General features: G+C 69.6%; 23 protein-coding genes and 2 pseudogenes. 19 read left to right on the forward strand and 6 right to left on the reverse strand.

Features of this window, described 5'->3' with window-relative positions:
• Positions 1–132: 132 nt before the first annotated feature.
• Positions 133–1389 (forward strand): cupin domain-containing protein, encoded by a 1257-nt coding sequence (locus bpln_RS03925; protein ID WP_042624071.1) that lies wholly within the window; start codon positions 133–135, stop codon positions 1387–1389.
• Positions 1390–1550: 161 nt separating this feature from the next.
• Entirely contained in the window at positions 1551–2855 is a 1305-nt protein-coding gene (locus bpln_RS03930; RefSeq protein ID WP_055138133.1) for an Nramp family divalent metal transporter, read from the forward strand.
• Here bpln_RS03930 and bpln_RS33560 read toward each other — a convergent pair.
• Positions 2742–3881, reverse strand: a complete 1140-nt coding sequence (locus bpln_RS33560; protein WP_082465184.1) for a LysR family transcriptional regulator — start codon at positions 3879–3881, stop codon at positions 2742–2744. The two genes, bpln_RS03930 and bpln_RS33560, sit on opposite strands and share 114 nt — an antisense overlap.
• A 131-nt stretch (positions 3882–4012) precedes the next feature.
• Here bpln_RS33560 and bpln_RS35035 point away from each other — a divergent pair, with 131 nt between their 5' ends.
• Entirely contained in the window at positions 4013–4264 is a 252-nt protein-coding gene (locus bpln_RS35035) for a hypothetical protein (RefSeq protein WP_148653928.1), read from the forward strand.
• Positions 4265–4365: 101 nt separating this feature from the next.
• A complete protein-coding gene (locus tag bpln_RS03940) occupies positions 4366–4944 on the forward strand; it encodes an acyl-homoserine-lactone synthase (RefSeq protein WP_055138134.1) in 579 nt (192 codons plus the stop codon).
• Positions 4945–5036: 92 nt separating this feature from the next.
• Here the strand turns inward: bpln_RS03940 and bpln_RS03945 are convergent, their stop codons facing one another.
• Positions 5037–5714: a flavin reductase family protein gene (locus tag bpln_RS03945; protein ID WP_055138135.1), complete on the reverse strand. Its 678-nt coding sequence runs from the start codon at positions 5712–5714 to the stop codon at positions 5037–5039.
• A 36-nt stretch (positions 5715–5750) separates the two neighbouring features.
• Positions 5751–6233: a universal stress protein gene (locus tag bpln_RS03950; RefSeq protein ID WP_055138136.1), complete on the reverse strand. Its 483-nt coding sequence runs from the start codon at positions 6231–6233 to the stop codon at positions 5751–5753.
• A 143-nt stretch (positions 6234–6376) separates the two neighbouring features.
• On the opposite strand from bpln_RS03950, the gene bpln_RS03955 reads away from it, so the two are divergent.
• From bpln_RS03955 to bpln_RS03975, 5 genes are all read left to right on the forward strand, one after another.
• Positions 6377–7288 carry a LysR family transcriptional regulator gene (locus bpln_RS03955; RefSeq protein ID WP_055138137.1) on the forward strand — a complete coding sequence of 304 codons (912 nt, stop codon included), beginning with the start codon at positions 6377–6379 and terminating at the stop codon, positions 7286–7288.
• 207 nt (positions 7289–7495) lie between these two features.
• Positions 7496–9142 (forward strand): MFS transporter, encoded by a 1647-nt coding sequence (locus bpln_RS03960; protein ID WP_055138138.1) that lies wholly within the window; start codon positions 7496–7498, stop codon positions 9140–9142.
• Between the two features lie 13 nt (positions 9143–9155).
• On the forward strand, positions 9156–10226 hold the full coding sequence (locus tag bpln_RS03965; protein WP_055138139.1) for an HlyD family secretion protein: 1071 nt from the start codon (positions 9156–9158) through the stop codon (positions 10224–10226).
• Positions 10223–11848, forward strand: coding sequence for an efflux transporter outer membrane subunit (locus bpln_RS03970; protein WP_063891177.1), 1626 nt, complete (start codon positions 10223–10225; stop codon positions 11846–11848). The genes bpln_RS03965 and bpln_RS03970 overlap by 4 nt, the downstream gene beginning before the upstream one ends.
• Before the next feature lie 137 nt (positions 11849–11985).
• Positions 11986–12258, forward strand: a complete 273-nt coding sequence (locus bpln_RS03975) for a hypothetical protein (protein ID WP_042624077.1) — start codon at positions 11986–11988, stop codon at positions 12256–12258.
• A 16-nt stretch (positions 12259–12274) separates the two neighbouring features.
• Here bpln_RS03975 and bpln_RS03980 read toward each other — a convergent pair whose 3' ends face one another.
• Together bpln_RS03980 and bpln_RS03985 are read right to left on the reverse strand one after the other, a co-directional pair.
• Positions 12275–13099, reverse strand: a complete 825-nt coding sequence (locus tag bpln_RS03980) for an autoinducer binding domain-containing protein (protein ID WP_080937080.1) — start codon at positions 13097–13099, stop codon at positions 12275–12277.
• Between the two features lie 593 nt (positions 13100–13692).
• Complete coding sequence (locus bpln_RS03985) at positions 13693–14775, reverse strand: 3-deoxy-7-phosphoheptulonate synthase (RefSeq protein ID WP_052498254.1); 1083 nt, start codon at positions 14773–14775, stop codon at positions 13693–13695.
• Positions 14776–14978: 203 nt separating this feature from the next.
• On the opposite strand from bpln_RS03985, the gene bpln_RS03990 reads away from it, so the two are divergent.
• The 6 genes from bpln_RS03990 to bpln_RS04015 all read left to right on the forward strand — a co-directional run bounded on the left by bpln_RS03990 (position 14979) and on the right by bpln_RS04015 (position 20259).
• Positions 14979–15389 (forward strand): acyl-CoA thioesterase, encoded by a 411-nt coding sequence (locus tag bpln_RS03990; protein WP_042624078.1) that lies wholly within the window; start codon positions 14979–14981, stop codon positions 15387–15389.
• Between the two features lie 78 nt (positions 15390–15467).
• The gene (locus bpln_RS03995) at positions 15468–16631 is read left to right on the forward strand and encodes an acyl-CoA dehydrogenase family protein (protein ID WP_042624079.1); all 1164 of its coding nucleotides are present in this window, start codon (positions 15468–15470) and stop codon (positions 16629–16631) included.
• Between the two features lie 48 nt (positions 16632–16679).
• Positions 16680–17831: a prephenate dehydratase gene (pheA, locus tag bpln_RS04000; RefSeq protein ID WP_226993596.1), complete on the forward strand. Its 1152-nt coding sequence runs from the start codon at positions 16680–16682 to the stop codon at positions 17829–17831.
• Positions 17828–18670, forward strand: a complete 843-nt coding sequence (locus bpln_RS36590) for a hypothetical protein (RefSeq protein WP_055138140.1) — start codon at positions 17828–17830, stop codon at positions 18668–18670. Before pheA ends, bpln_RS36590 begins: the two co-directional genes overlap by 4 nt.
• A complete protein-coding gene (locus tag bpln_RS04010) occupies positions 18667–19257 on the forward strand; it encodes a shikimate kinase (RefSeq protein ID WP_042624081.1) in 591 nt (196 codons plus the stop codon). Before bpln_RS36590 ends, bpln_RS04010 begins: the two co-directional genes overlap by 4 nt.
• 285 nt (positions 19258–19542) lie before the next feature.
• On the forward strand, positions 19543–20259 hold the full coding sequence (locus bpln_RS04015) for an LbetaH domain-containing protein (protein ID WP_042624082.1): 717 nt from the start codon (positions 19543–19545) through the stop codon (positions 20257–20259).
• A gap of 118 nt (positions 20260–20377) precedes the next feature.
• Here the strand turns inward: bpln_RS04015 and bpln_RS04020 are convergent, their stop codons facing one another.
• Complete coding sequence (locus bpln_RS04020; RefSeq protein ID WP_042624083.1) at positions 20378–21751, reverse strand: LLM class flavin-dependent oxidoreductase; 1374 nt, start codon at positions 21749–21751, stop codon at positions 20378–20380.
• Positions 21752–21927: 176 nt separating this feature from the next.
• Here bpln_RS04020 and bpln_RS04025 point away from each other — a divergent pair, with 176 nt between their 5' ends.
• The 4 genes and pseudogenes from bpln_RS04025 to bpln_RS33565 all read left to right on the forward strand — a co-directional run bounded on the left by bpln_RS04025 (position 21928) and on the right by bpln_RS33565 (position 25982).
• On the forward strand, positions 21928–23277 hold the full coding sequence (locus tag bpln_RS04025) for an MFS transporter (RefSeq protein WP_055138141.1): 1350 nt from the start codon (positions 21928–21930) through the stop codon (positions 23275–23277).
• A gap of 27 nt (positions 23278–23304) precedes the next feature.
• The gene (locus tag bpln_RS04030; protein WP_055138142.1) at positions 23305–23913 is read left to right on the forward strand and encodes a carboxymuconolactone decarboxylase family protein; all 609 of its coding nucleotides are present in this window, start codon (positions 23305–23307) and stop codon (positions 23911–23913) included.
• Positions 23914–24440: 527 nt separating this feature from the next.
• A pseudogene (locus bpln_RS04035) lies at positions 24441–25316 on the forward strand (phosphatidylinositol-specific phospholipase C domain-containing protein); the annotation flags it as partial.
• Positions 25317–25545: 229 nt separating this feature from the next.
• A pseudogene (locus tag bpln_RS33565) lies at positions 25546–25982 on the forward strand (transposase).
• Positions 25983–26058 lie beyond the last annotated feature (76 nt).

Below are 26058 nucleotides of genomic sequence, written 5' to 3' on the forward strand. Positions count from 1 at the left end.
AGGACGCGGCGGCTCACGTCGGCACGGCGCCCCGCCGCCTCCGCCGGTGTTCCGCGTCGCGTGCCGAGGTATGAGCCGAGATGCGCCGCGACGGCCGGAGCCATCAAAGCGATATATTCAGGAGAACAGAGCATGACCGATTTGAAACGTCGTAGCGTCCTGGTCGGCGCGGCCGCCGGTGCGGTGGCACTGGGGGCGGCGGCCGCCGCGAAGGCGGCCGAGTTCGGCAATCCCGACACGCCGGCGCAGGGCGCCATCAATTCGACGCCGATCGCGATTTCCGAGCCGGGGCCGCAGAACCCGCAGTTGCGCGACGTGCTGCCGTCGTTCAACAACCCGCCCGCCACCGACGTCGGCGGCATGCCGATCCCGTGGGCCTCGTTCAACCTCGCGCACAAGCGCATCCAGGCGGGCGGCTGGGCGCGCGAGGTGACCACCAAGGCGTTCCCGGTGTCGAAGGACATCGCCGGCGTGAACATGCGGCTCGGGCCGGGCGGCGTGCGCGAGCTGCACTGGCACCAGCAGGCCGAGTGGGCGATCATGGTCAGCGGCCAGGTGCGCATCACCACCATCGACACCAAGGGCCGCGCCGAGGTGGCCGACGTGCAGAGCGGCGACATCTGGTATTTCCCGCCGGGCCTGCCGCACTCGCTGCAGGGGCTGGGCGACAACGGCGGCGAATTCGTGCTGGCGTTCGACAACGGCGCGGCCGGCGAATTCAACACGCTGATGGTGTCCGACTGGCTCGCGCACACGCCGCCGGACATCCTCGCGCAGAACTTCGGCGTGCCGGCCGAGAAGTTCAAGGAGATCCCGCTCGAGCAGCTGTGGATCTACCAGGGCGCCAAGGCCGGCCCGCTCGCCGCCGACCAGGCCTACGCGGCGTCGCCGGACGGCCGCCCCGATCATCCGTTCGTGTTCCGCATGAGCGCGATGGCGCCGACCCTCTCGACCTCGGGCGGCGAGGTGCGGATCGTCGACAGCCACAACTTCCCGGTCTCGAAGACGGTGGCCGCGGCGCTCGTGACGGTCAAGCCGGGCGGCCTGCGCGAGCTGCACTGGCACCCGGACAACGACGAGTGGCAGTACTTCATCAAGGGCAACGGCCGCATGACGGTGTTCAACACCGGGCCGGCCGCGCAGACCGTCGACTTCAGCCCCGGCGACGTCGGCTACGTCGAGAAGAACCTCGGCCACTACATCAAGAACACCGGCAAGGAGGATCTGGTGTTCCTCGAGATCTTCAAGTCGGACCACTTCTCGGAGGTCACGCTCTCGCAGTGGCTCGCCAGCGTGCCGCGCCAGCTGCTGCGCGAACATCTGCGCGTGGACGACGAGACGCTCGACGCGATCCACAACCTGAAGCGTCGTCGCGACGTGATCGCCTGAGCGTGGACGCGGTGCAGTGACGGCGGCGTCGCCTGCGCGCGGGTTCGGCCCGAACCCGCCGCACGGTGCGCCACCGGATTCGAGACTGCCGCGCAATGACGGCGCGGCGGAGGCGGGACCTTTTATCGACACCCCGGCCACCCCGGGAAGAGGCGCTCATCATGCTGATGGCAATCAAACGAACCGCCGGCTACGCCCTGTCCGGCGCGGCGACCACCGACACCGTGACGGCGATGCGCGAGGTGCTCGACAACAGGCGCCGTGGCGTGCGCGCGCTGCTGTCGTTCGCGGGGCCGGCGGTGATCGCCTCGGTCGGCTACATGGACCCGGGCAACTTCGCCACCAACATCCAGGCCGGCTCGACCTACGGCTACGAACTGCTGTGGGTGGTGCTGCTTTCGTCGCTGGTGGCGATGCTGTTCCAGGCGATGTCGGCCAAGCTCGGCATCGTCACCGGGCGCAGCCTCGCGGAAGTCTGCCGCGACGAATTCCCGAAGCCGCTCGTGATCGGCATGTGGATCGGCTCCGAGATCGCGGCGATGGCCACCGACCTGGCCGAGTTCATGGGCGCCGCGATGGGCATCGCGCTGCTGTTCCATCTCGCGATCGGCTGGGGGCTCGCGATCACGGGCGTGGTCACGGTCGGCATCCTGTCGCTCGACAAGCGCGGCTTCCGCCCGCTCGAGATCGTGATCGCCGCGCTGATCACGGTGATCGGCCTGAGCTACCTGTGCGAGCTCGTGATCGCGCCGCCCGACTGGCATGCCGCGATCTTCCACACCTTCGTGCCGCATCTGCACGGCAACGACGCGTTGATGCTGGCCGTGGGCATCGTCGGCGCCACCATCATGCCGCACACCATCTATCTGCACTCGGGCCTCACGCAGAATCGCGCGCCGGCCCGCAACGACTACCAGCGCCGCCGCCTGGTGCGCTTCTCGAACCGCGAGGTGATGATCGCGCTCGGCTTCGCCGGCTTCGTGAACCTGGCGATGGTGGCGATGTCGGCCTCGGTGTTCCGCAAGCACGCGCCCGGCATCTCCGACATCACGGCCGCCTATCACACGCTGACCCCGGTGCTCGGCGCCGGCGCGGCCGCGCTGTTCCTGGTCTCGCTGCTGGCCTCGGGCATCTCCAGCTCGGTGGTGGGGACCATGGCCGGCCAGTCGATCATGCAGGGCTTCGTCGGCTTCCGCACGCCGGTGATGGTGCGCCGCCTCGTCACGATGGTGCCCGCGGTGATCGTCTGCCTGACCTGCAACCCGATGCGCGCCATGATCGACAGCCAGATCGTGCTGAGCCTGATCCTGCCGGTGCCGCTCGTCGCGCTGGTGGTGCTGTCGTCGCGCCGCTCAGTGATGGGTCGATTTGCGGCGGGCCGCAAGCTGCTCGTCGCCGCCGGCGTCGCCACCGGCGTGATCGTGGTCCTGAACGCGATGCTGATCTGGCAGGCCGTCGTCGCGTAGCAGCGCACGCGTGCGCAGCGCCACGTCGAGCCCGGCGCTGCCGGCGACCAGCGGTCGAGCAGACGGAGCAGCGAGCGACTGGCGCTGAAGATCCATGCCCGTATGTACCTTGTCGATTCCCGTGAAATGCGCGAGCCGCGCGCCGCCCTCGGCCAGGAGGAACTGCCGGAAGCGCAGCGCGGCCGGCGGCAGGTGCCGGTCGGCGCGATGCACCACGCACCAGTGGCGCCGCAACGGAAAGCCCTGCACGTCGAGGATCGCCAGCAAGCCCGCGCGCAGTTCCGACTGAACGGTCTGCGCGGGCAGGAAGCTGATGCCCATGCCGGCCATCACCGACTGCTTGATGGCCTCCGCGCAGCCGATCTCCATGAGGCGCGGCGCGAACGACCGGCCGCGGAACGCGTCGTCGGCGGCGCTGCGCGTGTCGGTGCCGCTCTCCCTGACCAGCAGGCATTCCCCGGCGATGCGCTCGGACGGGATGTCTTGCGCGCCGGCCAGCGGATGGGCGGGCGAGGCGACCAGCACGAACGGGTTCGGCGCGAAGGCCTCGGCGACGATCGCGTCGTCGTCGGGCGCGTGGACCATGATCGCGAGGTCGATGCCGTCGTTGCGCAGCAGCGCGATCAGCTGGTCGCGGCTGCGCACCGTCATGTTGAGCTCGAAGCCCGTCTCGCCCTGCATGAACGCACCGATCAGGTGCGGAAAGAAATAGCTGCCGGAAGTGATGAGCCCGACGCGCATCTGCTCGCCGCCGCCGATCCTGAGCGTGGCCAGCGATTGTTCGGCAGCTTTCAAATCGGCAAGGATCACCCTACTGTGGCGTAACAGCAGCTGGCCCGCCTCGGTCAGCGAGATCCGCTTGCCGGCATGGCGGAACAGCGACACGCCCGCCTGATCCTCCATCTGCTTGATCTGCATGGAGACGGCGGGCTGGGTCAGGTGCAGGTCCTCGGCCGCGCGCGAAAAACTCAAATTGCGCGCAACGCTTTCGAAAGTTTTGAGTTGGCGAATTGTTATATTTTTCATATGAGGCCGTGTCTCCGATGGGGAATGTTTTAACGCGTCCTTGAATGAAACCGGGCAGCTTGTTCGCAGTGTAGTCCGAAGCGCGCCAGCTTGGATCGCGGTGAAAACACGGGATATCCGCGAGTCATCGCTTGATGCTTGGCATTCGGCGTCAACGCGTGAATATATGTAAAACAAAACATAAAGATTGGGCGCGCGATCGAATCCGGACCGGTTTGGAAAATGATGTGAAAAATGGCCCGGAAAAGCGCCGGAGCATATCGGCGGTGGGCGCTCATGGATCGGGGATTCGTCCGCGTCCCGGCATCGGCGGCCGGATGCCGGGCGCGAGCGGAATCCGGATCATCGGGATGCCGAAGCATTTCGCGGCGCCGCGCGCGTAGCGACCGCACCGCATGCGCGCCACTGGAAACCTTGCCAGTTGCAAACGCCGACGGTTGCGATAGTTTTGAGCGCCTGTCCGATACGTTGCGGGAGGCAAGGCATGAAGGCGGTCAGCGGTAGTCGTGCATCGTTCGAACCCACGCTGCTCGCGCAGCTGGGGCGCTTCCGGCACGGCGTGTTCGTCAAGCACCTGAAGTGGGACCTGCCGATGGTCTCCGCGAACGACGAATTCGAATGGGACGAATTCGATCGCGCCGACGCCGTGTACGTGGTGCTGCGCAGCCGTGACGGCGACGTGCGGGCCTGCGCGCGCCTGCTCGCGACCACGGCGCCCTGCCTGATGCACAAGCTGCTGCCGGACGCGCAGCCCGAGGCGCCCGACCCGCGCGTCTGGGAGCTGTCGCGCGTGGCGGTGGCGCAGCGCGCGGCCGCGGAGGCCGGCGACGGGCGCGACGCGATGCAGACGCTGCTCGCGGCCGTGATCGAGGCGGCCCGCGCGCGCGGCATCTCGCGGCTGATCGGCGTCGCCGCGCCGGCCATGATGCGGCTCTACCGGAAGAAGGGATTCAGGCTGGTACCGGAAGGCAAGGCGTTCGTGCTCGCGGGCGAATCGCTGATGCGGTTCTCGCTGTACGTATTCGACGGCCGGGCCGCCGAGCGCGCTCGGCTGGCGGGTTGATCACGATGGGCCGCGCGGGCGGGCGGCACCGGGCGCGCCGCGCGGGCGTGTTGGCGCGTGGCCTGCCGGCGGGTTCGGCGGGCCCGGCGGATTCAGCGGTTCTCGGTCTCGGCGCGCGGTTGCGCGGGCCGGGACGGCGCGGCCGCTTGTGTCGCTGGCTGGGGAGCCCCGCGCACGGCCCGCGCCATGCGGCCGAGTTCGGTCCCGGCGTCGCGGTAGCTGCGGAAGCTGAAGATCAGCGGGCGCCACTGTTCGCCATCGACGCCGCTCGCATCGGGCGCCACCACGTCCTCATGCGCCCACAGCGCCACCACGCGCGCCTCGATCAGCGCGAACCCCTCGGGCTCGTCGGCCACGGCGCGAATGTGCTCGACCACGGCCTCCATCTGCAGCGGGCATTCGTCGACGCAGGCCGGGCGCACCTGGCTGGAGACGCGCCGCGTGAAGCCGGACGCGGCCCATTTGTCGGCGTCGTGGCGGATCTGCGGCGCCTTGTGGGCCGGCACCTCGGGCTTGCCGGTCAGGCTGGAGAGGATCTCCACCTGACGCCAGAGCGCGGCGCTGGCGAGGTTGAAGGTGAACTCGCGATCGCGCGCGATGTTCTCGGCGGTCTGCGAGGCGCTGCCCATGCCGATCACGATCCGGTCGCGCAGCGACCACGACGAGGACATGGCGGCCAGGTTTTCCGAGCCGTCCGCGTTGATCGTCGAGATCAGCGCGACGGGCGTGCCGTAGTACATGCTGCGAGGCGGCAGGGCAACGGTGCGCATGAGGCATTCATCCTGAAGAAGTGGAAGGCGGGCGGATCAACCGGCACGGGCCGGCGCTTCGCGCACGGCAAGCTCGCCGGCATCGACCAGCACCGGGCACGGCGCGCGGTCGATCACGGCATCGGCGGTGGACGGATCGGCCCAGCGCCGCAGGCGCGACAGGTGGCGGTGCCCCATCACGATCAGGTCGGCGCCGATCCGGCGCGCCTCGGCGATCACGGTATCGGCGGGCGGCCCGTCGCAGAGCCAGCCGGTCGCCTGCTGCCCACGGCTGGTCAGCTGCGCGACGGCCTCGGCCACCGCGCGCTCGCCGTGCGCGGTCTGTTCAATGGCGCGCGGATAGAGCAGGCCGTCGGGCTCGCGGCCGTCCGGCGCGGCGTCCGCCTGCCGGTAGCCGGCGTCCACCACGCACAGCACGCTCAGGCGCGTCTCGCCCGGCGTGGCGATCGAGGCGGCAAGGCGCAGCACGCGCTCGCCCGAGGCGGAGCCGTCGAGCGCGATCAGGACGTTGGTGAACATGGCGGACGCGGGCAGGAGGGAACAGCCTCGATGCTGCACTGCTTTCCGCGCGCCGGAAATACCGCCGGATGCATGTCTGCAGTGCATGCCGCGCACGGCTATCCGTGTGCGAAGATCAATCCATATCCATATAATCGCCCGTCATGCAATCACCCGACCTCAATCTCTTGTTCGCCCTCGACGTCCTGCTCGAAGAGGGCTCGGTGGTGGGCGCCGCGCGCCGCATGAACCTGAGCGCGCCCGCCATGAGCCGCACGCTGGCTCGGATTCGCGAGACCGTGGGCGACCCGGTGTTCGTGAAGGTCGGCCGCAAGATGGTGCCGACGCCGCGCGCGCTGGCGCTGCGCGAATCGGTGCGCGGCGCCGTGACGAGCGCGCGGCAGCTGCTGCAGCCCGAGAAGGACGTCAATCTCTCCACGCTCGAACGCGGCTTCACGCTGCACGCCAACGACGTGTTCGTCAGCGCGTTCGGGCAGAGCCTGCTGGAGCGCGTGCGCGGGGAGGCGCCGCACGTGCTGCTGCGCTTTTCGCCCGAGAGCAGCTCGGAGAACTCGGTGCTGCAGGACGGCGCCGTCGATCTCTACATCAGCGCGATGCGGCCGATGGGCGAGGACGTCCACGTCCAGCCGCTCTTCACCACCAAGTTCGTCGGCCTCGCGCGCGAGGCGCATCCGATCTTCGACGCCGAGATCACGGCCGAGCGATTCGCGCGCCACGACCAGATCAGCGTGTCGCGACGCGGCCGCTCGAGCGGGCCGATCGATACGGCGCTGGCCGCGCTGGGCCTGGCGCGGCGCGTCTCGCTGGTGGTGCCGACCTTCCATTCCGGGGTGTTCATGCTCGGTACCTCGGACCTGATCCTGCCGGTGCCGGAGCACGTGGCCTGGGCGGTGCAGCGGATGGGGATCCGCGCGCGCGCGTTCTCGCTGCCGCTGCCGCTCGCGACGGTGGTGATGGTGCAGGGCTGGCATCCGCGGTTCCAGAGCGACGGCGCGCACCGCTGGCTGCGCCAGGTGGTGCGCGAGGTCTGCGCCGCGGGCGCGCCGGCCGGCTGAGCGGGCACGCTGGGCCCCGGCATCGATGCGTGCGTCTGGCGCATGCATTGAGTGCAGACAAGTCAGTTTCCGTATTGCTGCACCGCTTCTAAACTCCGTCGGGTCATCGATCACGGGGGGAACCGAAGTGGACGGGAGCAAGCGCGCGGCCGCGGCGGCGGCGGTGAAAGGACGGGCGGCCCCGGCGGCCGGCATGCCGGGGGCGCGATGAACGACGTCGCGATCGGCGCCGGAGCCGCGCCCGCTGCCGGTACGCCCGCCGCCGGCACGGCCGCCGCCAGCCCGGCGCCCGCGCGCGCGGAGCCGGCCAGGGCCGCCGCGCCGGCCGCCTTCGGCGCGCGCATCATCACCGGGCTCGGCGGCGTGCTGCTGGCGGTGGTGATCGCGCAGCTCAACGATCACGTCACCGAAACGGCGATGGCCGACATCCGCGGCGCGCTCGGCGTGAGCCGCGACGGGGCGATCTGGCTGTCCGCGCTCTATCAGGCCGCGCAGGTTTGCGCGATGATGTTCGCGCCTTGGTGCTCGGGCACGTTCTCGCTGCGCCGCTTCACGATCGGCGCGGTGGCGGTGTTCGCGCTGCTCGGCGCCGTGATGCCGTTCGCGCCCGACGTCGGCACGCTCTACGTCCTGCGCCTCGTGCAGGGCCTCGCGGGCGGCTGCCTGCCGCCGATGCTGATGACGGTGGCGCTGCGCTTCCTGCCGCCCGGCATCAAGCTCTACGGCCTCGCCGCCTACGCGCTCACCGCCACCTTCGCGCCGAATCTCGGCACGCCGCTCGCGGCGCTCTGGTCCGAATACGTCGGCTGGCGCTGGCTGTTCTGGCAGATCGCGCCGCTCGCGGCGATCTCGATCGCGATGATCGCCTGGGGGCTGCCGCAGGATCCGCTTCGCCTCGAACGGCTGCGCAGCTTCGACTGGCGCGGCGTGCTGCTCGGCGCGCCCGCCATCGCGATGCTGGTGATCGCGTTCGAGCAGGGCACGCGGCTCGGCTGGGGCGACTCCGGCCTGATCCGCGCGCTGTTCGGCGGCGGCGGCGTGCTGCTCGTGCTGTTCCTCGTCAACGAGTGGTATCACCCGCTGCCGTTCTTCAAGATCCAGCTGCTCTCGCGGCGCAACCTCACGCATTCGCTGATCACGCTCGGCGGCGTGCTGCTGGTGCTGGTCGCGGTGCCGGGCGTGCCGGCCGCCTATCTCGCCGAGGTCCACGGCTACCGGCCGCTGCAGCTGGTGCCGCTCGCACTTTGCGTGGCGCTGCCGCAGCTGGTGGCGCTGCCGCTCGTCGCGGCGCTCTGCAACATCCCGCGCGTGGATTGCCGCTGGGTGCTCGGCATCGGCCTCGCGATGATCGGGCTGTCGTGCCTGGTCGGCGCCGATCTGACCTCGGAGTGGGTGCGCGAGAACTTCTACGCGGTGCAGCTGCTGCAGATCTTCGCGCAGCCGATGGCGGTGATCCCGCTGCTGATGCTGGCCACCAACGGCATGACGCCGATGGAGGGGCCGTTCGCGTCGTCGTGGTTCAACACCGTCAAGGGCTTCTCGGTGGTGGTCGGCACCGGCGTGACCGAGGGGCTCACCACCATGCGCGAGCGCTATCACCTGAACGTGCTGGCCGACCAGTCGGGCAACCATCCGCTCGCCGGCGATCTCACGCGGCAGGCCTGGGGCGCCGCCAGCGGGCTCGATCCGCAGGCGCTGCTCGCGCTGCTGTCGGCGCGCATGCACGAGCAGGCGCTGGTGCTGGCCTCGGCCGACGTGCTGCGCGTGATGGCGGTGCTCTCGTTCGCGCTGATCGTGCTGATTCCGCTGGTTCCCACCCGTATCTACCCGCCGCGTCCCGTGGCTCAATCCTAGAGATTCGTATTCCATGTCGAACCTGTCACTCAAGAGGAAGCCTTACCTCGTTGCCGTCGTCGTCGCGGCCGTGCTGGCGCTCGGCCTCGCCGGATTCCGCTTCACGCGCTCCGCCGGCGAAACCACCAACGACGCCTATGTCGATGCCGATTTCAGCCTGGTCGCGCCGCGCGTGGCGGGGCAGATCGTGTCGGTGGGCGTCGAGGACAACCAGCTGGTCCGCAAGGGCCAGCTGCTCGCGCAGATCGACGATCGCGACTATCAAGCCGCGTTCCTCGCCGCGCAGGCGGACGTGGCGATGGCGCAGGCCGCGGTCGGCAACGCCGCGGCGAGCCTCGTCGAGCAGCAGGCCACCATCGACCAGGCCGGCGCGAACCTGGCCGCGCTGCGCGCCAACTACGCGTTCGCGCATGCCGACGCCGAGCGCTACGCGGACCTCGCGCAGCACGGCGCCGGCAGCGTGCAGAACGCGCAGCAGTCGCGCGCGCGGGTGGACGCCTCGCGCGCCGACGTGACGCGCGGCGAGGCCAGCCTGACCGCCGCGAAGCAGCGCGTGGCGGTGCTGCAGAGCACGCGCGAGCACGCCGAGGCGGCGCTCGAACGGGCCCGCGCCGCGCTCGAGACGGCGCGCCTGAACCTGGGCTGGACGCGCATCACGGCGCCGATCGACGGCATGGTCGGGCGGCGCTCGGTGCGGGTGGGCGCGTGGGTCGGCGCCGGCACGCCGCTCCTGGCGGTGGTGCCGCTGCAGCGCGCCTACGTGGTCGCCAACTTCCAGGAAACGCAGCTGACCGACGTGCGGCCCGGCCAGCGCAGCGAGGTGAAGGTCGATACGCTGCCGGGCGTGGTGCTGCGCGGCAAGGTGGACAGCGTCGCGCCGGCCACCGGCGTCACCTTCGCCGCGATCGCGCCGGACAACGCGACTGGCAACTTCACGAAGGTGGTGCAGCGGATTCCGGTCAAGATCGTGCTCGACCCGGGCCAGCCGTCGCTCGAGCGGCTGCGCGTGGGGATGTCGGTGGAAGCGTCGATCACTACCGACGACGTGCATGGCAACGCCGGCGAAGCGGTGGCCGCGCGATGAGGACCGCGATCACGCTGCTGTGCGGCGCCTGCGCGTTGCTGGCCGGCTGTTCCGTCGGCCCCGATTTCCAGCGCCCGGTGGCGGCGCTGCCCGCGAGCTGGACCGGCGACGCAGCGGCCGCGCCGGTTGGCGCCCCGGCCGCTTCGACCACGGCTTCGGCCACGGCCGCGCACGATGCGGATGACGCGGAGGCGCCGGTGGCGAGCCGCCCGGTGCCCGGTCCGCTCTACGTCGACTGGTGGCGGCAGTTCGGCGACCCCGAGCTGAGCTCGCTGATCGCGCGCGCGAGCGCGGGCAACCTCGACGTCGAGGCGGCCGGCGCGCGCGTGGCCGCGGCGCGTGCCGCGCGCCGCGTGACGGGCGCCGAGGCGCTGCCCGCGCTGAACGGCAGCGCCGCGTACCAGCACGCGCGCTCGAGCCAGAACGGGCTGATCGACGTGTCGGGCCTGAACGGCAAGAGCGACTACAACCTCTGGCAGCCCGGCCTCGACGTGTCGTGGGAGCTCGACCTGTGGGGCCGCGTGCGGCGCCGGATCGAGGCCGCCGACGCGTCGCTGCAGGCCGCCGAGGACTGGCGGCGCGCCGTGCTGCTGTCGATGCTGGCCGAGACCGCGGGCAGCTACGTGCGCCTGCGCGGCGTGCAGGCGCAGCAGGACATCGTGCGGCGCAATCTCGACACCGCGCGCGACAACGCGCGGCTCACGCGGATCCGCCTGCGCGACGGCGTGGCGACGCAGCTGGACCTCGCCGAGGCCGACGCGCAGGTGAAGACCATCGAGGCGCGCCTGCCGCCGCTCGAACACGAACGCGCGCGGCTCGTGAACGCGCTGAGCCTGCTGCTCGGCGCGCCGCCGCGCATGCTCGAGGCGGAACTGCGGCAGGCCGCGCCGCTGCCGCCCGTGCCGCCGGCGGTGCCGGTGGGGCTGCCGTCGGAACTTGTCGAGCGGCGCCCCGACATCCGCGAGGCCGAGGCGACGCTGCACGCGGCCACGGCGCAGATCGGCGTGGCGGTGGGCGACTTCTATCCGCGCGTGACGCTGTCGGCGAACCTCGATCTGCAGGCCATGCACTTCGGCGATCTCGACAGCTGGAGTTCGCGCGCGTTCGGGGTGGGACCGGCCATCAGCATCCCGCTGTTCGAGGGCGGCAGGCTCAAGGGCCAGCTCGCGGTGCGCAACGCCGAGCAGCAGGCGGCCGCGATCGGCTACCGGCGCGCCGTGCTGAACGCGTGGCACGAAGTGGACGACGCGATGAGCGCCTACCGCACCAGCCAGCAGCAGCACGACATGCTCGCCGAGGCGGTCGAGCAGAACCGCCTCGCGCTCGACAACGCGCGTCGCCAGTACCTGGCCGGCGCCACCGATTTCCTGAACGTGCTGACGGTGCAGCAGAACCTGCTCGGCACGCAGCAGGCGCTGGCCGTGAGCCGCACCGACGTGCTGGTGTCGCTGATCGGCCTGTTCAAGGCGCTCGGCGGCGGCTGGCAGACCACCTTCCCGGCCGCCGATGCTCGGGCCGGCGCGGCCGGCATGCCGGCGGCCGCCTCCGGCGCCGACGCGAACGCAGGCCGCCGCGCCGGCACCTCGCTGACGGGCGGCGCGCCCGCGCCCCGCGCCGGCTGAGCACGACCGCGGCCGCGCACGGCAAGCACCGGCCGCCACCGGCGGCGGCCGTCTTCGGCAGGGGCGACGACGCGGCACCGCGCGAGGCGCGGCGTCCCGCCCTGATATTTCACATGCAAGCTATCCGGGAGTCGACGATGAAAGCACGCTGGACCATCCTGAACGATGCTCACGCGGTTGCGGCCCGGCCGTCGCGGCCGATGACCGACGACGGCCACGCATCCCTGCTCGATCTGCGCGAGCTTGACCTGCACGTGCCGGCGCCGACCGCGCTGGCGTCGTCCTTGCAGGCGGCCTCGTTGCCGCCCGTCGAGCGCACGCCGCGCGGACGCGCGACACGGACGCCGCGCACCCCGCGCGCGCCAGGCGCCGCCCGTACTCCGCGCGCGTCGGCGCAGCCGGCCAAGTAGGCGCGCGTCGCGCGCATCAGCTCCTGTCGTCTTCGGTCACGAGGCAGGCCGCGCGCGCATGACCCGGCGCGGGCTCGCGCGAGGGCGCGTCGCGCTCGACGAGCGGATTGACCACCGCGACGTCGCTGAACAGCAGCCCGAGGATCGCGGCCTTCGCCACCGCGTGCATCTTGTTCGAGGCGCGCAGCTTCTTCACCGCGTTCGCGACGTGGTAGTTCACCGTGCTTTCCGCCAGATTCAGGATCGTGGCGATTTCCACCGAGGTCTTGCCTTCCGCGCTCCATAGCAGCACCTCGCGCTCGCGCGCGTTGAGCTGGTGATGGACCTCCGGCAGCGTATGCGGCAGCAGCAGCCTGGCCATCGTCGCGTGCGAGATCTGCGAGAGCCATTCGAGGCGCGATTCCTTCGCGTCGAGTTCGAGCCGGTCGATCGCGGTATGGCTGCGCGCGAAGCTGAACATGCCCATCGCGCCCGACGGATCGCGCGCCGACTGCACCCAGCCATGCCGCAGCCCGTAGGACCAGGCCTGCTCCCAGAACGCGCCGCCGTGCGCCGACAGCGCGGGCCACAGGAACGGCAGCGTCGAGCGCATGCCGCGATCGACGGTGGGATCGAGCCGCAGCAGCGATTGCTCGCGATAGTTGAGCTGCCATTGCATCGGATAATTGTTATGCATATATACCGGCATCCGCGAAAGCGGAATGGGAATTCGCATGCCGAACGCACAATATTCAAATCCCAGATTTGCGACAATTTTCGCAATAATGGAAAACGCGTGCGCGGCATCCGTTGCGCGCTCGAGCTGCAACATCACATCTTCTCGCCAGCTGTCCATCTTCATCCCCGCGGAAAAGCATTTAAAGAAGCGCGCGGAGCCAATTCGGCTGCGGTTTGCAGCTCATGGCACGCAGTCTGTCCCAGGTGTCTCCCCCAGCTGCCGATTGATAGCGTGGAGCCTATGGAATGATGAATGTGAAGTATCGACAGTATTGCAGATTCAGAAAAATGCGTCGTAATTTTATGCTGAATTCGGCATATAAATTTGACGAATTTGAAATTCAAAAATTATTCCCGATTCATAAAAAGACACGGTAAATTCATTCGCGCGGCAGTGGCGATGCGGGCGGCGGATTGGGCGGATTGGGCGGATTGGGCGGATTGACCGGCTGCGGGCGGTTTCGCGCGACGGCGCGCCGCGAGGCGTGCGGGGCAGGGGGTGGCCCGGGTTGGTCGACGAGCGGTTACCGCGCATCGCGTGATGGACGACGACGGCCTCCATGCCGGCGGCACGGCGGCGGGAAAGCGTGAGGAGGGGCGGCAGATGACGAGGCCGCCGGCGGGAGCGGGCGCCCATGACGGCAGGCAGGCGGACTCGGCGCGCCGGGCGGCGCGCGCGAGCGGTCCGGGCCCGCGCGCGTTGCGCGGGCCCGGCGTTCAGGCCGTCGCGAGCCCGCTCGGCTCGGTGCGCGCCAGCTTGCGGCGCTTGCCGGCCGAGCGTGCAAGCTGGGACAGCACCTCCACAGTGTCCTCCCACGACAGGCAGGCATCGGTCACGCTCTTGCCGTACTCGAGCCCCTTGCCGTTGCCGAGGTCCTGGCGTCCTTCCATGAGGTTCGATTCGATCATCACGCCCGCGATGTAGCGGCTGCCGTCGGCCAGCTGGGCGCCGATGTTGCCGCACACGGCGATCTGGTTGCGATGCTTGCGCGCGCTGTTGGCATGGCTCGCGTCCACGAACAGCCGGCCGCGCAGGTTCTCGCTCTCGAGCAGCGAGCCCGTGGCGTTGACGCTGGCCGCGTCGTAGTTCGGCTGCCTGCCGCCGCGCAGCACGATGTGCGCGTAGGGGTTGCCGGGCGAGACGTTCTTGCAGATCGCGCCGTCGCTGTCGATCGAGATGTGATGGTGCGCGCGCGACGCGCTGATCATCGCGTCGGCCGCGATGCGCACGTTGCCGTCGGTGCCGTTCTTGAAGCCCACCGGCATCGCGAGGCTCGACGCCACTTCGCGGTGCGTCTGCGATTCGGTGGTGCGCGCGCCCACCGCGCCCCAGCTCACGAGGTCCGAGAAATAGCCGTGCGTGAGCGGATCGAGGAACTCGGTGGCGGTCGGCAGCCCCATTTCGTTGACGTCGCGCAGCAGCGTGCGCGCGATGCCGAGCCCGGTCTCCACGGCGTGGCTGCCGTCGAGCCAGGGGTCGTTGATGAGGCCCTTCCAGCCGGTGGTGGTACGCGGCTTTTCGAAATACACGCGCATCACGATCTCGAGATCGTCGGCGAGGCGCTGGCGCTGCTCCGCGAGCTTGTGCGCATAGTCGCGCGCCGCATCGGGATCGTGAATCGAGCAGGGACCGACGATCACGGCGAGCCGGCCGTCGCTGCCTTCGAGGCAGTCGACGATGGCGCGCCGGCCGTTTTCCACCACGGTGCGCACGCGCGCCGTGGTGGGGCAGGCCGCGGCGATTTCCGCGGGCGAGGGCAGGCGTCGCGCGGACGACCGGCCGGATGTTGCGCTTTCCATGGACGCACTCCTTGGCGTGGGCGAAGTTGCTTGGCAATGCGACGTTTATACGAAAGATGGTGCGCAGCAGCAACTAAGAACTTTGCCAGTGGATTGCGATTCGGGTTCGGCCTTAACGTTCATCCCGTCGATGACAACCGAGCGGCACGCGACGCATCCGGCGCCGCGCGCCAAGACCCTGATCCCACCCTGCGGAGATCCACATGAGCAAGCGCCATTACGAAACGCCCATCGTCGTCAAATACCGTGACACCGACTCGATGGGGCACGTGAGCAGCCCGGTCTACTACGACTATCTTCAGCATTCCTACCTGAGCTACATGTTCGACCTGCTCGACCTGCCGAAGAGCGAGAAGCTGCCGCACATCATGGTCAAGACGCAGTGCGAGTACGTCACGCCCGCGCTGTTCGGCGACAAGCTGACGGTCAAGTCGAGCGTCATCAAGTTCGGCACCAAGAGCTTCGAGATCGAGCACCTGATGGAGCGCGACGACAAGACGATCGTGGCGCGCGGCCTGTCCACCCACGTCATGTTCGACTACGAGACCAACAAGACCACGCCGGTGCCCGAGGAATTCAAGCAGAAGATCATCGGCTACCAGGGCGAAGTCTGAGCGCCGGCCGGCCATCACCACCGAACTCACCCACCGACACCGCAACGGCGCCGCGCGCCGGGCAACTGGAGGCGACCCATGCAACTGGGATGGAACGACGAGGAGCGGGAGCTGCACGACCGCTACCGCAAGCTGGGCGCGGAGATCGCGCAGGCCCGCCAGGGCGCCGCGATCGACGCGTTCGATCACGACGGCTGGCGCAAGCTGAAGGACGCCGGCCTCTGGCGCATCGCGATTCCGCAGGCGTTCGGCGGCGACGAACGCGGCTGGTGGGCGTTCACGGCCGCGCTGGAAGGGCTGGCGAGCGGCATCCGCACGCCGGCGCTGGTGCTCTCCGTGATCGCGCAGGCCGGGCTGATCCGCGCCATGACCGGATACGGCAGCCCCGCGCAGCGCGAGAAGTATTTCGGTGCGCTGCTGCGCGGCGAACTCGGCGTGACCGCGATCGCCGAGCCCACCACCGGCACCGACGTGCGCAGCATCGGCACCGTGCTGGAACCGCAAGGTGACGGCTACGTGCTGTCCGGCGACAAGTTCAACATCGCCCACGCGCCGGTGGCCGACTTCTCGCTGGTGGTGGCCAAGCTGACCGGCGCGGCGCGCGAGGGCGTCACGCTGGTGATGCTCGACAAGGACGCGCCGGGCATCCACGCCGGCCCGCCCGACACGAAGTTCGGCAATCGCGCGCTGCCCACCGGCCCGATCCGCTACGAGAACACGCCGGTGAGCCGCGAGCAGATCCTCGGCGAGCCGGGTCGCGGCCTGCAGCAGCTGATCGACATCATCTCGCTCGGACGGCTCTATTACGGCCTGGTCAGCGCCGCGATCGCCGAGCCCTACGTCGAGGAGGCGCTCGACTACGTGGCCGCGCGCACCAGCTTCGGCGAACCGGTGGCGGCGCACCAGTACGTGCAGAAGCGCGTGGTGGACGCGCGCATCGGCATCGAGCGCACGCGCTGGCTCGCCTACGCCGCGCTCGACCAGCTGCTGAACCGGCGCGACGGCAGCGTGATGCTCTGCTCGATCGCGAAGCTGGTGGGCGCCAACGACCTGATCGACACGGCGATCAGCCTGGTGCGGCTGCGCGGCAGCACCGGCTATCACGAGGGCGAGCTGGCGGTGCTGGCGCGCGACGCGCTCGGCTTCGCGAGCGTGGGCGGCACCGAGGAGATGCATCGCAAGAACATCTTCAACCAGATGCAGCGGCTGCATGCGCGCGCAAACGGAGCGGCGCGCGCCTAGGCGCCGCGGCGATTTCGACGGCGAACCTGGACGGGGGGGAGGATGGACGTGCTTTCTGTATCCGTGGCCGATGGCGGCGATCACATCGATCACTGGCGCGACGAGATCGATCGCGTCGACGAGCAACTGGTGGCGCTGATCAACCGGCGGGCCGGCTATTCGCTCGCGATCGGGCGCGTCAAGGCGCGCAGCGGCGCGGCGACGTTCCAGCCCGAGCGCGAGCGGCAGGTGGTGGAGCGGCTGTGCTCGCTGAACGGCGGGCCGCTCGCCGACGGGCAGGTGGACGCGATCTGGCAGGCGATCATGCGCGCCAGTCGCGAGTTGCAGACGCACGGCAAGATCGCGTTCCTCGGGCCGGCCGGCACCTATTCGGAGGACGCGGTGCGTGCCTACTTCGGCGAGGCGGCGGTGCCGTGCCCCGGCGCCTCGATCGACGAGGTGTTCGCCCGCTTCGTCGGCGGCGAGGTGGAGTTCGCCGTGGTGCCGATCGAGAACTCGACCGAGGGCGCCGTCAATCGCAGCGTCGATCTGCTGCTCGACACCAGCGCGCCGATCAAGGGCGAGGTGGTGATTCCGGTGCGGCATTGCCTGCTGTCCACCGGCCGCTCGCTGTCGGGCGTGACGCGCGTGTTCGGCCATCCGCAGTCGCTCGCGCAATGCCGCGACTGGCTCGAACGGATGCTGCCGGGCGCGACGCGGCAGGAGGCGCCGAGCAACGCCGAGGCCGCGCGGCTCGCGGCCGCCGCGCCGGACAGCGCGGCGATCGCCGCCGCGCATGCCGCCGCGATCTATGGTCTGCGTGTGGTGGCCGAGGACATCCAGGACCATGCCGACAACTGCACGCGCTTCCTGGTGCTCGGCAACGCGCCCACCGCGGCGACCGGCTTCGACCGCACCACGCTCGCGGTCTATCTCGACCACCAGCCCGGCGCGCTCGCCGACCTGCTCGCGCCGTTCGGGCGGCGCGGCGTGTCGGTGCTCTGGGTGGACGCGCGGCCGCGCCGCACCAAGCCGTGGCGCTACCGGTTCCTGCTCGACGTGGCCGGCCATCGCGACGATCCGCAGCTCGCCGCCGCGCTCGACGAACTCGGCACGGTGGCCGAATCGTGTCGCGTGCTCGGTTCCTATCCGCGCTTCGACAGCGCGTTCGTGACGGTGGACGCGCTGCGCCCGGCCACTACCGCGGGAGACCTGTCATGAAGCTCGATCTCGCCCGCGTCCACCAGCGCATCGCGGCCATCGTGCAGGGCCGCGACGACCGCCTGCTGCTGCTGTTGCAGAGCGAGCCGGCGCGGCTTCGCCAGCCGAGCTTCCAGCAATGGCTGCGCCAGCTCGCGCGCGACTACGAGGACGACGTCGAGCTGCTCGCCTGCGTCTGCCCGCGGCAGCGGCGCGGCCACGGCGCGGCGGCCGCGCCGGAGGCCGCCGGCCCGCTCGACCAGCTGGCGCGCACGCTCGCGCTGAATGGCGTGGCCGCCGCGTTCTCGGCGGCCGACCTGGCGCAGGACGCCGAACTGGCCGCGCAGGCGGCCTGGGCGATCCGCTGGAATTTCGAGGCGGGGATGCTGAGCGACCTGCAGGCCGGCAACCTGAAGCCGCCGTCGCGGATGGTGGCGCCGCGGCGCGCCGGCACGGGGGCGGGGCCGGGGCTGCTGCCCGGCATCATCGTGCCGCCCGGCGTCGCGCGCCATGCCGCGCTCGGGCGCGCCTACGGGCAGACGGTGGCCTCGGCGCAGGCGCTGGTGGTCGACCTGACCTATCGGCCGGGGCTCGCGCAGCACGGCCATGCGCTCGCGCGCTACTTCGGCGACGCGGTGCGCGATGACATCACGCACGTGGTCGGTGCGCTGCTCGACGCCACGCCGGGCAGCACGCTGCCGCATCGTCCCGACGAAGCCGGGGCGGACGGCGCCTACGAATGGTCGACGCACAACATCGACATGGTCGAGGCCACGCTCGACGTGCTCGCGAACGCCGTGCGCGAGCGCCGCGTGGTGCTCGCCACGCGGCCGCGCGCGTCGCTGTGGCAGCGCCTGTGAGCGCGGCGACGCCACCGGCCGGCGCGTCCGCGAGCGCCGGCCTCGATCGCGGGATCTTCCTGGTCGGCATGATGGGGGCCGGCAAGACCACCATCGGCCAGTGCATCGGCAGCCTGCTCGGCGGCGAGTTTCTCGATGCCGACTGGGAGCTGGAGCGGCGTACGGGCAGGACCATCGAGGCGCTGTTCGGCGAGGGCGAGGCGGCGTTCCGGCTGCGCGAGGCCGAACTGCTCGACGAACTCACGCGGCGCAGCGGCATCGTGCTGGCCACGGGCGGCGGCGCCGTGCTGCGTGCCGACAATCGCGCGGCCCTGGGCGGGCGCGGCTTCGTGGTCTACCTGCACGCGGCGCCCGCGCGGCTGTGGGAGCGCGCGCGCGTGCAGGGCGGGCGGCCGCTGCTGCGCGTCGCCGATCCGCTGCAGCGGCTCACCGAGCTGTACGCGCAGCGCGATCCGCTGTATCGCGAGTGCGCGGATCTGGTGCTGGAGACGGCCGGCGCGACGCCGATGGAACTGGCCGACCTGGTGGTGGCCTCGATCGCGCGCGTGGTGGAGGAGATGGGGCTGGCCGGGCCCGGCGCGGCGTAGCCGCGACGGTCCGGGGCCCACGGAGGAGACCCCCGGCCCGGCGCCGGACGCATGCCGGCCATCGACCGGCCGTTTTTTCATACTACAATTGCCCCCGCGATAGCCGGGCGGCACCGGCGGCAAGCGGCAATCCCGTCGCCGGCTTCGGCAAGCACAGCCGGGCGGCCCGCGCCCGCGGTCCCGGGGGCTATCGCCCGACTCCGGGGCATCATGGCTTCGGCCACTCCAACGGAACCGCGCCGGCCGCCATGCGAGCCGTCGGCGCCCTCTCTTCCACACTTCACCATGAACGTAACCACATCGGACGATTGCACGGGGATCGCGGCCAATCACCCGTTCGCCAAACACTTCATCGTGTTCACCTATCGGGATGGCGCGTACTCGACGATTCCGAACAACTTCTTCAAGAACTGGCTCGACGAGGAAGCCACGGCGGGCACCTTCCACATCGGCCGCGGCTCGGGCCTCGGGGTCGGCTCGGTCGCCAAGTACGATCTCGACCAGCAGGCGCTGCGGATCGGCAAGTTCGTGGCCGGCGGCCTGCGCCTGCGCTTCCTGCTCAACGGCCAGCACGACATCAAGACGATCTCGACCTGCATGTTCAGCGTGTTCGGCGACGGGCTGCTGAACACGCCCCAGCCGCAGTACGGCGACACCGTTGTCCACAACGACGTGTGGATCGGCGACGAGACGATGGTGCTCGGGGGCAGCGAGATCGAGAGCGGCTGCGTGATCGGCGCGCGGTCGGTGATTCCGCCGAATTTCCGCACCGAGCCCTACGGCATCTATGTTGGCTCGCCGGCGCGGCTGGTGCGGTTCCGGTTCCCGGAGCGCGTGCGCGAGAGCCTGCTCGAACTGGCGTGGTGGGACATGCCGCTGCAATGGATCAAGGCCAACAACGAGGCGTTCATGGTCGACCTGACCGAGGACGAGGGCAGGGCGCTCGAAGTGCTGGCCGAGCTGAAGCGGGCCAAGGCTGGCGCGCAGAAGGCCGGGCAGTAGACGGCGTGAGGTGATGCCGGCGTCGCGGCCGGGTCCGATCGCGGGGCGGGGGCGGATTGGCCGCCGTGTGCGGTGCCGCTCGCGCATCGTTCATGCGCGGCCGCCGTTCAACCGCAGTTCAATCCGCGCCGGCCGCCCGAAAGCGCGCGCCCACGTGCGGCGCGCTCAAGCGGGCGCCGCCGCCCAGCAGTTTCTCCCGCAACGTGCCCGTCTCGTAGCGCGTCTTGTAGGCGCCGCGCCGCTGCAGTTCGGGCACCAGGTAACGCACCACGTCCTCGAACGTGCGCGGCGACTCCACCCACGCCAGATTGAAGCCGTCGATGCCGGTGTCGTCCACGATCGCCTGCAGTTCGTCGGCCACCTGTGCCGCGTCGCCGACCACCACCGCGCCGCGCCCGCCGATCGCGGCGAATTCCGTCGCGTCGCGCACGGTCCATACCTTGTCCGGATCGAGCTTGCTGAACGAGGCCAGCGCCGACTGGCCCGCGTCGGTATCGACATAGGCGAGCGTGTCGTCAGGGCGATAGCGCGCGAGGTCGATGCCGGTCCAGCCCGACAGCAGCGCGAGCGCGCCCTCGTGGCTGGCGCGCTCGCGACAGGCCGCGTAGCGGGCCTGTGCGCGTTCGGCGGTCGAGTCGACGATCACCGTCAGCATCGCGAACAGCCGCGCGCTGTCGGGCGCGCGGCCCGCGTCGACGAGCGCCTGCCGGATCGCCCGCGCCGAGCTGCGCAGGCCGTTGCGCGTCGGCGCGCCGAGGAAGATGCATTCGGCGTGCCGGGCCGCGAAACGCGTGCCGCGCGCCGAGCCGCCCGCCTGGAACAGCAGCGGCGTGCGCTGCGGCGACGGCTCGCACTGGAACACGCCCTCGCTGCGAAAGTGCGCGCCTTCGTGCCGGATCGCGTGGATGCGCGCCGGGTCGGCATAGATGCCGCGCTCGCGATCGCGCAGCCGCGCGCCGTCCTCCCAGCTGCCTTCCCAGAGCCGGTAGCAGACCTCCATGAACTCGTCGGCGCGCTCGTAGCGCGCGTCGTGCGCGAGCAGCGCGTCGTCGCCGAGGCTGCGCGCGCCGCTCTGCAGGTACGAGGTCACGATGTTCCAGGCGATGCGCCCGCCGCTCAGGTGGTCGAGCGTGGTGAAGCGCCGGGCCAGCAGATAGGGCGCTTCGTAGGCCACCGAGGTCGTGAGGCCGAAGCCGAGATGGCGCGTGGCATGCGCCATCAGCGGGATCAGCACGGCCGGATCGTTCATCGGCACCTGCGCGGCGGTGCGCAGCGCCGCGTCCGGTGCGTTACCGAACACGTCGTAGACGCCGATCACGTCGCCGAGGAACAGTCCGTCGAACAGGCCCGCCTCGAGCGTGCGGGCGATCCCGACCCAGTACGCGGGGTCGAGGTAATCGGCCGAGCCGTCGTCCGGCGCGGTCCACTGGCCCGGCGCGAGATGCGCCACGCAGTTCATCATGAAGGCGTTCAGGCGGATTTGGCGAGGCATCACGGCGGGCCGGGGCAGGAGGAAAGCGGGCCATTCTAGGTTCGGCGCGGTGACCCGCGAAGCGCGAATCGTTCATATTGTTATGACGCGATCCGCTTCGATGCTAAGCAGGAAATCTCGCTGGAGCGCGGCGGAAATCGATGGTCTACTGCGCCGTCCCATCCGGTTCGCGCATCATGTCCACCCGTTCCACGGCGTCGGCGACGCCTGCCGCCGGCGCCGCGCGCGTCGGCTTCGCCGCCTTCATCGGCACCACCATCGAGTGGTACGACTTCTACATCTACAGCACCGCCTCTGCGCTCGTCTTCAGCCACGCGTTCTTTCCCGCCTCGGCCAGCGCGCTGACCGGCATCCTCGGCGCGTTCGCGGCCTACGGCGTCGGCTTCTTCGCGCGGCCGCTCGGCGCCGTGTTCGCCGGCCACTTCGGCGACCGCATCGGGCGCAAGCGCGTGCTGGTGTTCTCGCTCGTGCTGATGGGCATCGCCACCGTGCTGACCGGGCTGCTGCCCACCTACGCCAGCGCGGGGCTGCTCGCCACCGGGCTGCTGGTGGCGCTGCGTCTGCTGCAGGGCATCGCGACCGGCGCCGAGTGGGGCGGGGCCTCGCTGCTGTCGGTCGAGCACGCGGGCGAGCGCTCGCGCGGGCTGCTCGGCTCGTTTACGCAAGTCGGCTCGGCCGCCGGCATGCTGCTCGCGTCGGGCACCTTCCTCGCCGTGCGCGCCTGGCTCGCGCCCGACGCGTTCGCGGCCTGGGGCTGGCGGCTACCGTTCCTGTTCAGCGTGGTGCTGGTGGCCGTCGGCGTGTTCGTGCGCACGCGGATTCGCGAGCCCGAGCCGTTCCTCGCGGCGCAGGCCGAAGGCCGGATCCGGCGGTTGCCGGTCGCCGAGGTGTTCCGGCATCATCGGCGTGCGTTGCTCGTGACGATCGGCCTGCGGCTCCTGCAGCCGGCCATGTACGCGATCGTCACGACCTATGCGATCAGCTATCTGAACCTGAAGCGCGGCGGCGCCTCGTCGGCGCTGGGCGCCGTGATCATCGGCTCGGCGTTCGCGATCGTCGCCACGCCGCTGTGGGCCGCGCTGTCCGACCGTATCGGCCGGCGCCGGCCGGCGGTATGGGCCGTGGCGGGCATCAGCCTGCTGGTCTGGCCGTTCTTCTGGTTCCTCGATCACGGCGACCTGCGTTATCTGCCCGTGGTGTTCGCGATCGAACTCGCGCTGTTCGACGCCGCGATCTACGCGCCCGGCGCGGCCTGGTTCGCCGAGCAGTTTCCGGTCGAGGTGCGCTACAGTGGGATCTCGCTCGGCTACCAGATCGGCACGCTGATCTCGGGCGGGCTCACGCCGTTCGTCGCGGCGGCGCTGCTGGCGCTCGGCGACGGCAAGCCATGGCTGATCTGCGCCTACATCAGCGCGCTCGGCGGGTTGAGCCTGATCGCGGTGCTGGCCGCGGCGGATCCGGCGCGCCGGATCGCGCGCCGCGCGGCCGTACCGGCCGGCCGCGATGCCGTCGCCGATGCGCGCTGAGCGCATTTTTCACGGGAGGGGGAGCGGATGAGCGGGACACGAACGCATGACGAGCAAGCGCGGATTCTCGGCGCGCTCGAACGGCAGCATGGCGGCCCCAAGGCGTTTCGCGGGCTGTCGTCGGCGTCGGTGTGGCGCAGCGGGACGCTGGCCGAGAAGGACAAGCATCTGGTGGCCGTCGCGATCGCGCAGGTCACGCGCTGCGCGTTCTGCATCGAACATCATTCGATCGCCGCGCGCCGCAGCGGCGCGAGCGAGCCGGAGGCGGTTGCGGTCAGCTACGTCAGCGCGGCGCTGGAGGCGTTCGGCGAGGCACGCGTGAGCGTGGTCGACGGGCGCCTCGCGGTCGAGGACGAGGCCGCCGTGCGGGACACGGAGCTGGCGCGGCAGCGGCTGCGGTTCGCGCAGGCGGTGTTCGATACCGAGGTGCTGGCGCCGGGCCTCGTCTGGGTGGTGGCCGCCGCGGCGGCCTATGCGCAGGCCAACGAGGCGCGGCGGCGGGTTTTTCACGAAGTGGCGCTGGCGGCCGGGCAAGCCGGCGAGGCGCTCGACGAAGCCTATGCGATCGCGGTCGTGATCCGGGCCGGCGCCGTCTACGCGCATGTGCTGCATGTGGTCGACGCGTTCCGGGACTAGCCTGCCGGCGTAGGCAGCACGATCGACCAGGGAGGCGGCCCGAGCCGCCTCCGTTTTTTTTCCTGCACTCGCCGGCGAGGTTTCAGGCCTGCCGGCAGTTTCCCGTCATCCCGCCGATGCAGCCGGCCGTGCGATCACGGCCCTGGACGCGCGTCCGTCTCCCCATATCGGGGCGATTTTCCCGATATCCCGGCCTTTCGTCGATCTCATCCCTTCGATTATCGAACTCGAAATTGACTTGAATTCGAGGCGATTTTCTTCGTTATATCCTGTTTCCCGATGCTGAGGCACACTGTCGGCGGCAGAATTCTGGCAACGACTGCCGCGAGAATATCAAATCAATCAAATTTCACGGTTTCGGGGTAGTTCACCTGTTGAGGAGAAGCACGATGTCCAATGCAAACATGGTCGTGACCTGGTCGAACAACTGGATGTCCGCCATTGACGATAAAGCGCGGATTTGCGAAGTCAGCATTCCCGGTTCGCATGAATCCTGCGCGCGATATGGTGGATCCTCCGCGCATTGCCAATGGCGGTCCGTCATCGATCAACTGAGCCGCGGTATCCGGTTCCTGGACGTGCGTTGCGACATCGTCGCCCCGAAGGGCGAGGCAGGCTCGCCGGTGGACGAGCCCGGCGACCCGGAAATCTATCTGTTCGTCCGGCACGGCACCATGAACCAGGCCGTGACGTTCCAGGAAATACAGGCGCAATGCGTGGCGTTCCTGGCGGCGAATCCTTCCGAATTCATTCTCATGAATCTCCAGATGGAGGAGACCACCAAGGGCGATATCTTCGCGCAGAAATTCACGGAAATGACCCAGCCTTATCTGAATTACTGGCATTTCGGCGATGCGCTCAAGAAGGACGCGGCGGGAAATCCGGTCAGCGATTTTCCCAAGGTCGGCGATGTCAGAGGGCGGATTATCCTGATCCGGGCCACGGCCGGCGGTGGATGGCCGACGCACATGAAGCCGGGCGGCCTTCCGGGGCAGGGCGGCATGGTCTGGAACGGCTGCGAAATCGACGATGTGTCCAGCTCGACGCTGTTCCAGACGCAAAACGGCTGGTCGAAATGGAATGGCACGGAAAAAGGCGACGAGGTGGAAAAGTACATCAAGGGTGCCGATGCCTGGGCGAAGCAAGGCCAGATGACGCTCAATTTCGCGAGCTATAGCTGGGGGGCGCAGTCACCGGGAAGGAATGCCGCCGGGATGAATGTCCGGCTGCAGAAGTTTCTGAAGAACCACGATTTCGGTTCGGTGGTCGGTGTCATCCCGATCGACTTCGTTTCGAACACCGGGGACGGCGGTGAGTCGCTGGAAAACCTGATCATCCAGCATCAGCGGCATCAGAAGGCCGGCTATAGCTACGGCGGGCTCGCGTCCTGGGTCCAGCCGTAGGCGACGGGCGGCCCGCATCGGGAACGCGGGGCGTGATTCGTGCCAGCCGTTCGTGCCGATGCGCCGGCATGAGCGGCATGTTCGCGTCTCTGGCATCGCTCCTGCTGTCGATGTGACGGGTTTGCCGTGCGCCGGGTGTTTCGAGGCGATGACCGACGATCTGCGTTCGATGATTCGCGTTGCGCAAGCGCGTCAGGGCCCGCCCGGCGTGGTCATTCTCGATGGGCACATGCTTCAGTCCACATGCGAGAGCGGCCCGCGCGCAGGATACGACGGCTACGGACGCAAGCGTGGCAGCAAAACGCATATCGCTGTCGACACATTGGGACGTCCATTGGCCGTCCATATCACGCCGGCCGACGAGCAAGCGCGCGCTCAGTTCAGGAACTGGCTCAACAAGTCCAACAAGCGACGAGCAGAACGGTGGAACTCGCTTTCGCGGACCCAGGCTACACCGGCAGGGATGCGGCAGCGGCCGCCACAGCCGAGGAGATCGAGCTGCAGGTTGTCGAGCTATCCGAGGCGAAGAAAGGCTTCGTGCTTTTGCCGCGACATTGGGTGGTCGAACGCAGTTTCGGCTGGCTCAATCGCTCTCGCAAGCTCGCGCGTGAGTACGAGCGTCTGCCTGAAACTGGCCGCTGCCCTTCGTCGTCTTTGTCTCGTTGATGCTCGCTCGTGCTGTTCAGCATTTTTTGAAAGTACATAGCACGCGCTAATGGACGCGGAGGTGAGATCGAGCATA

This window comes from Burkholderia plantarii, from assembly GCF_001411805.1.
Taxonomy (GTDB): domain Bacteria; phylum Pseudomonadota; class Gammaproteobacteria; order Burkholderiales; family Burkholderiaceae; genus Burkholderia; species Burkholderia plantarii.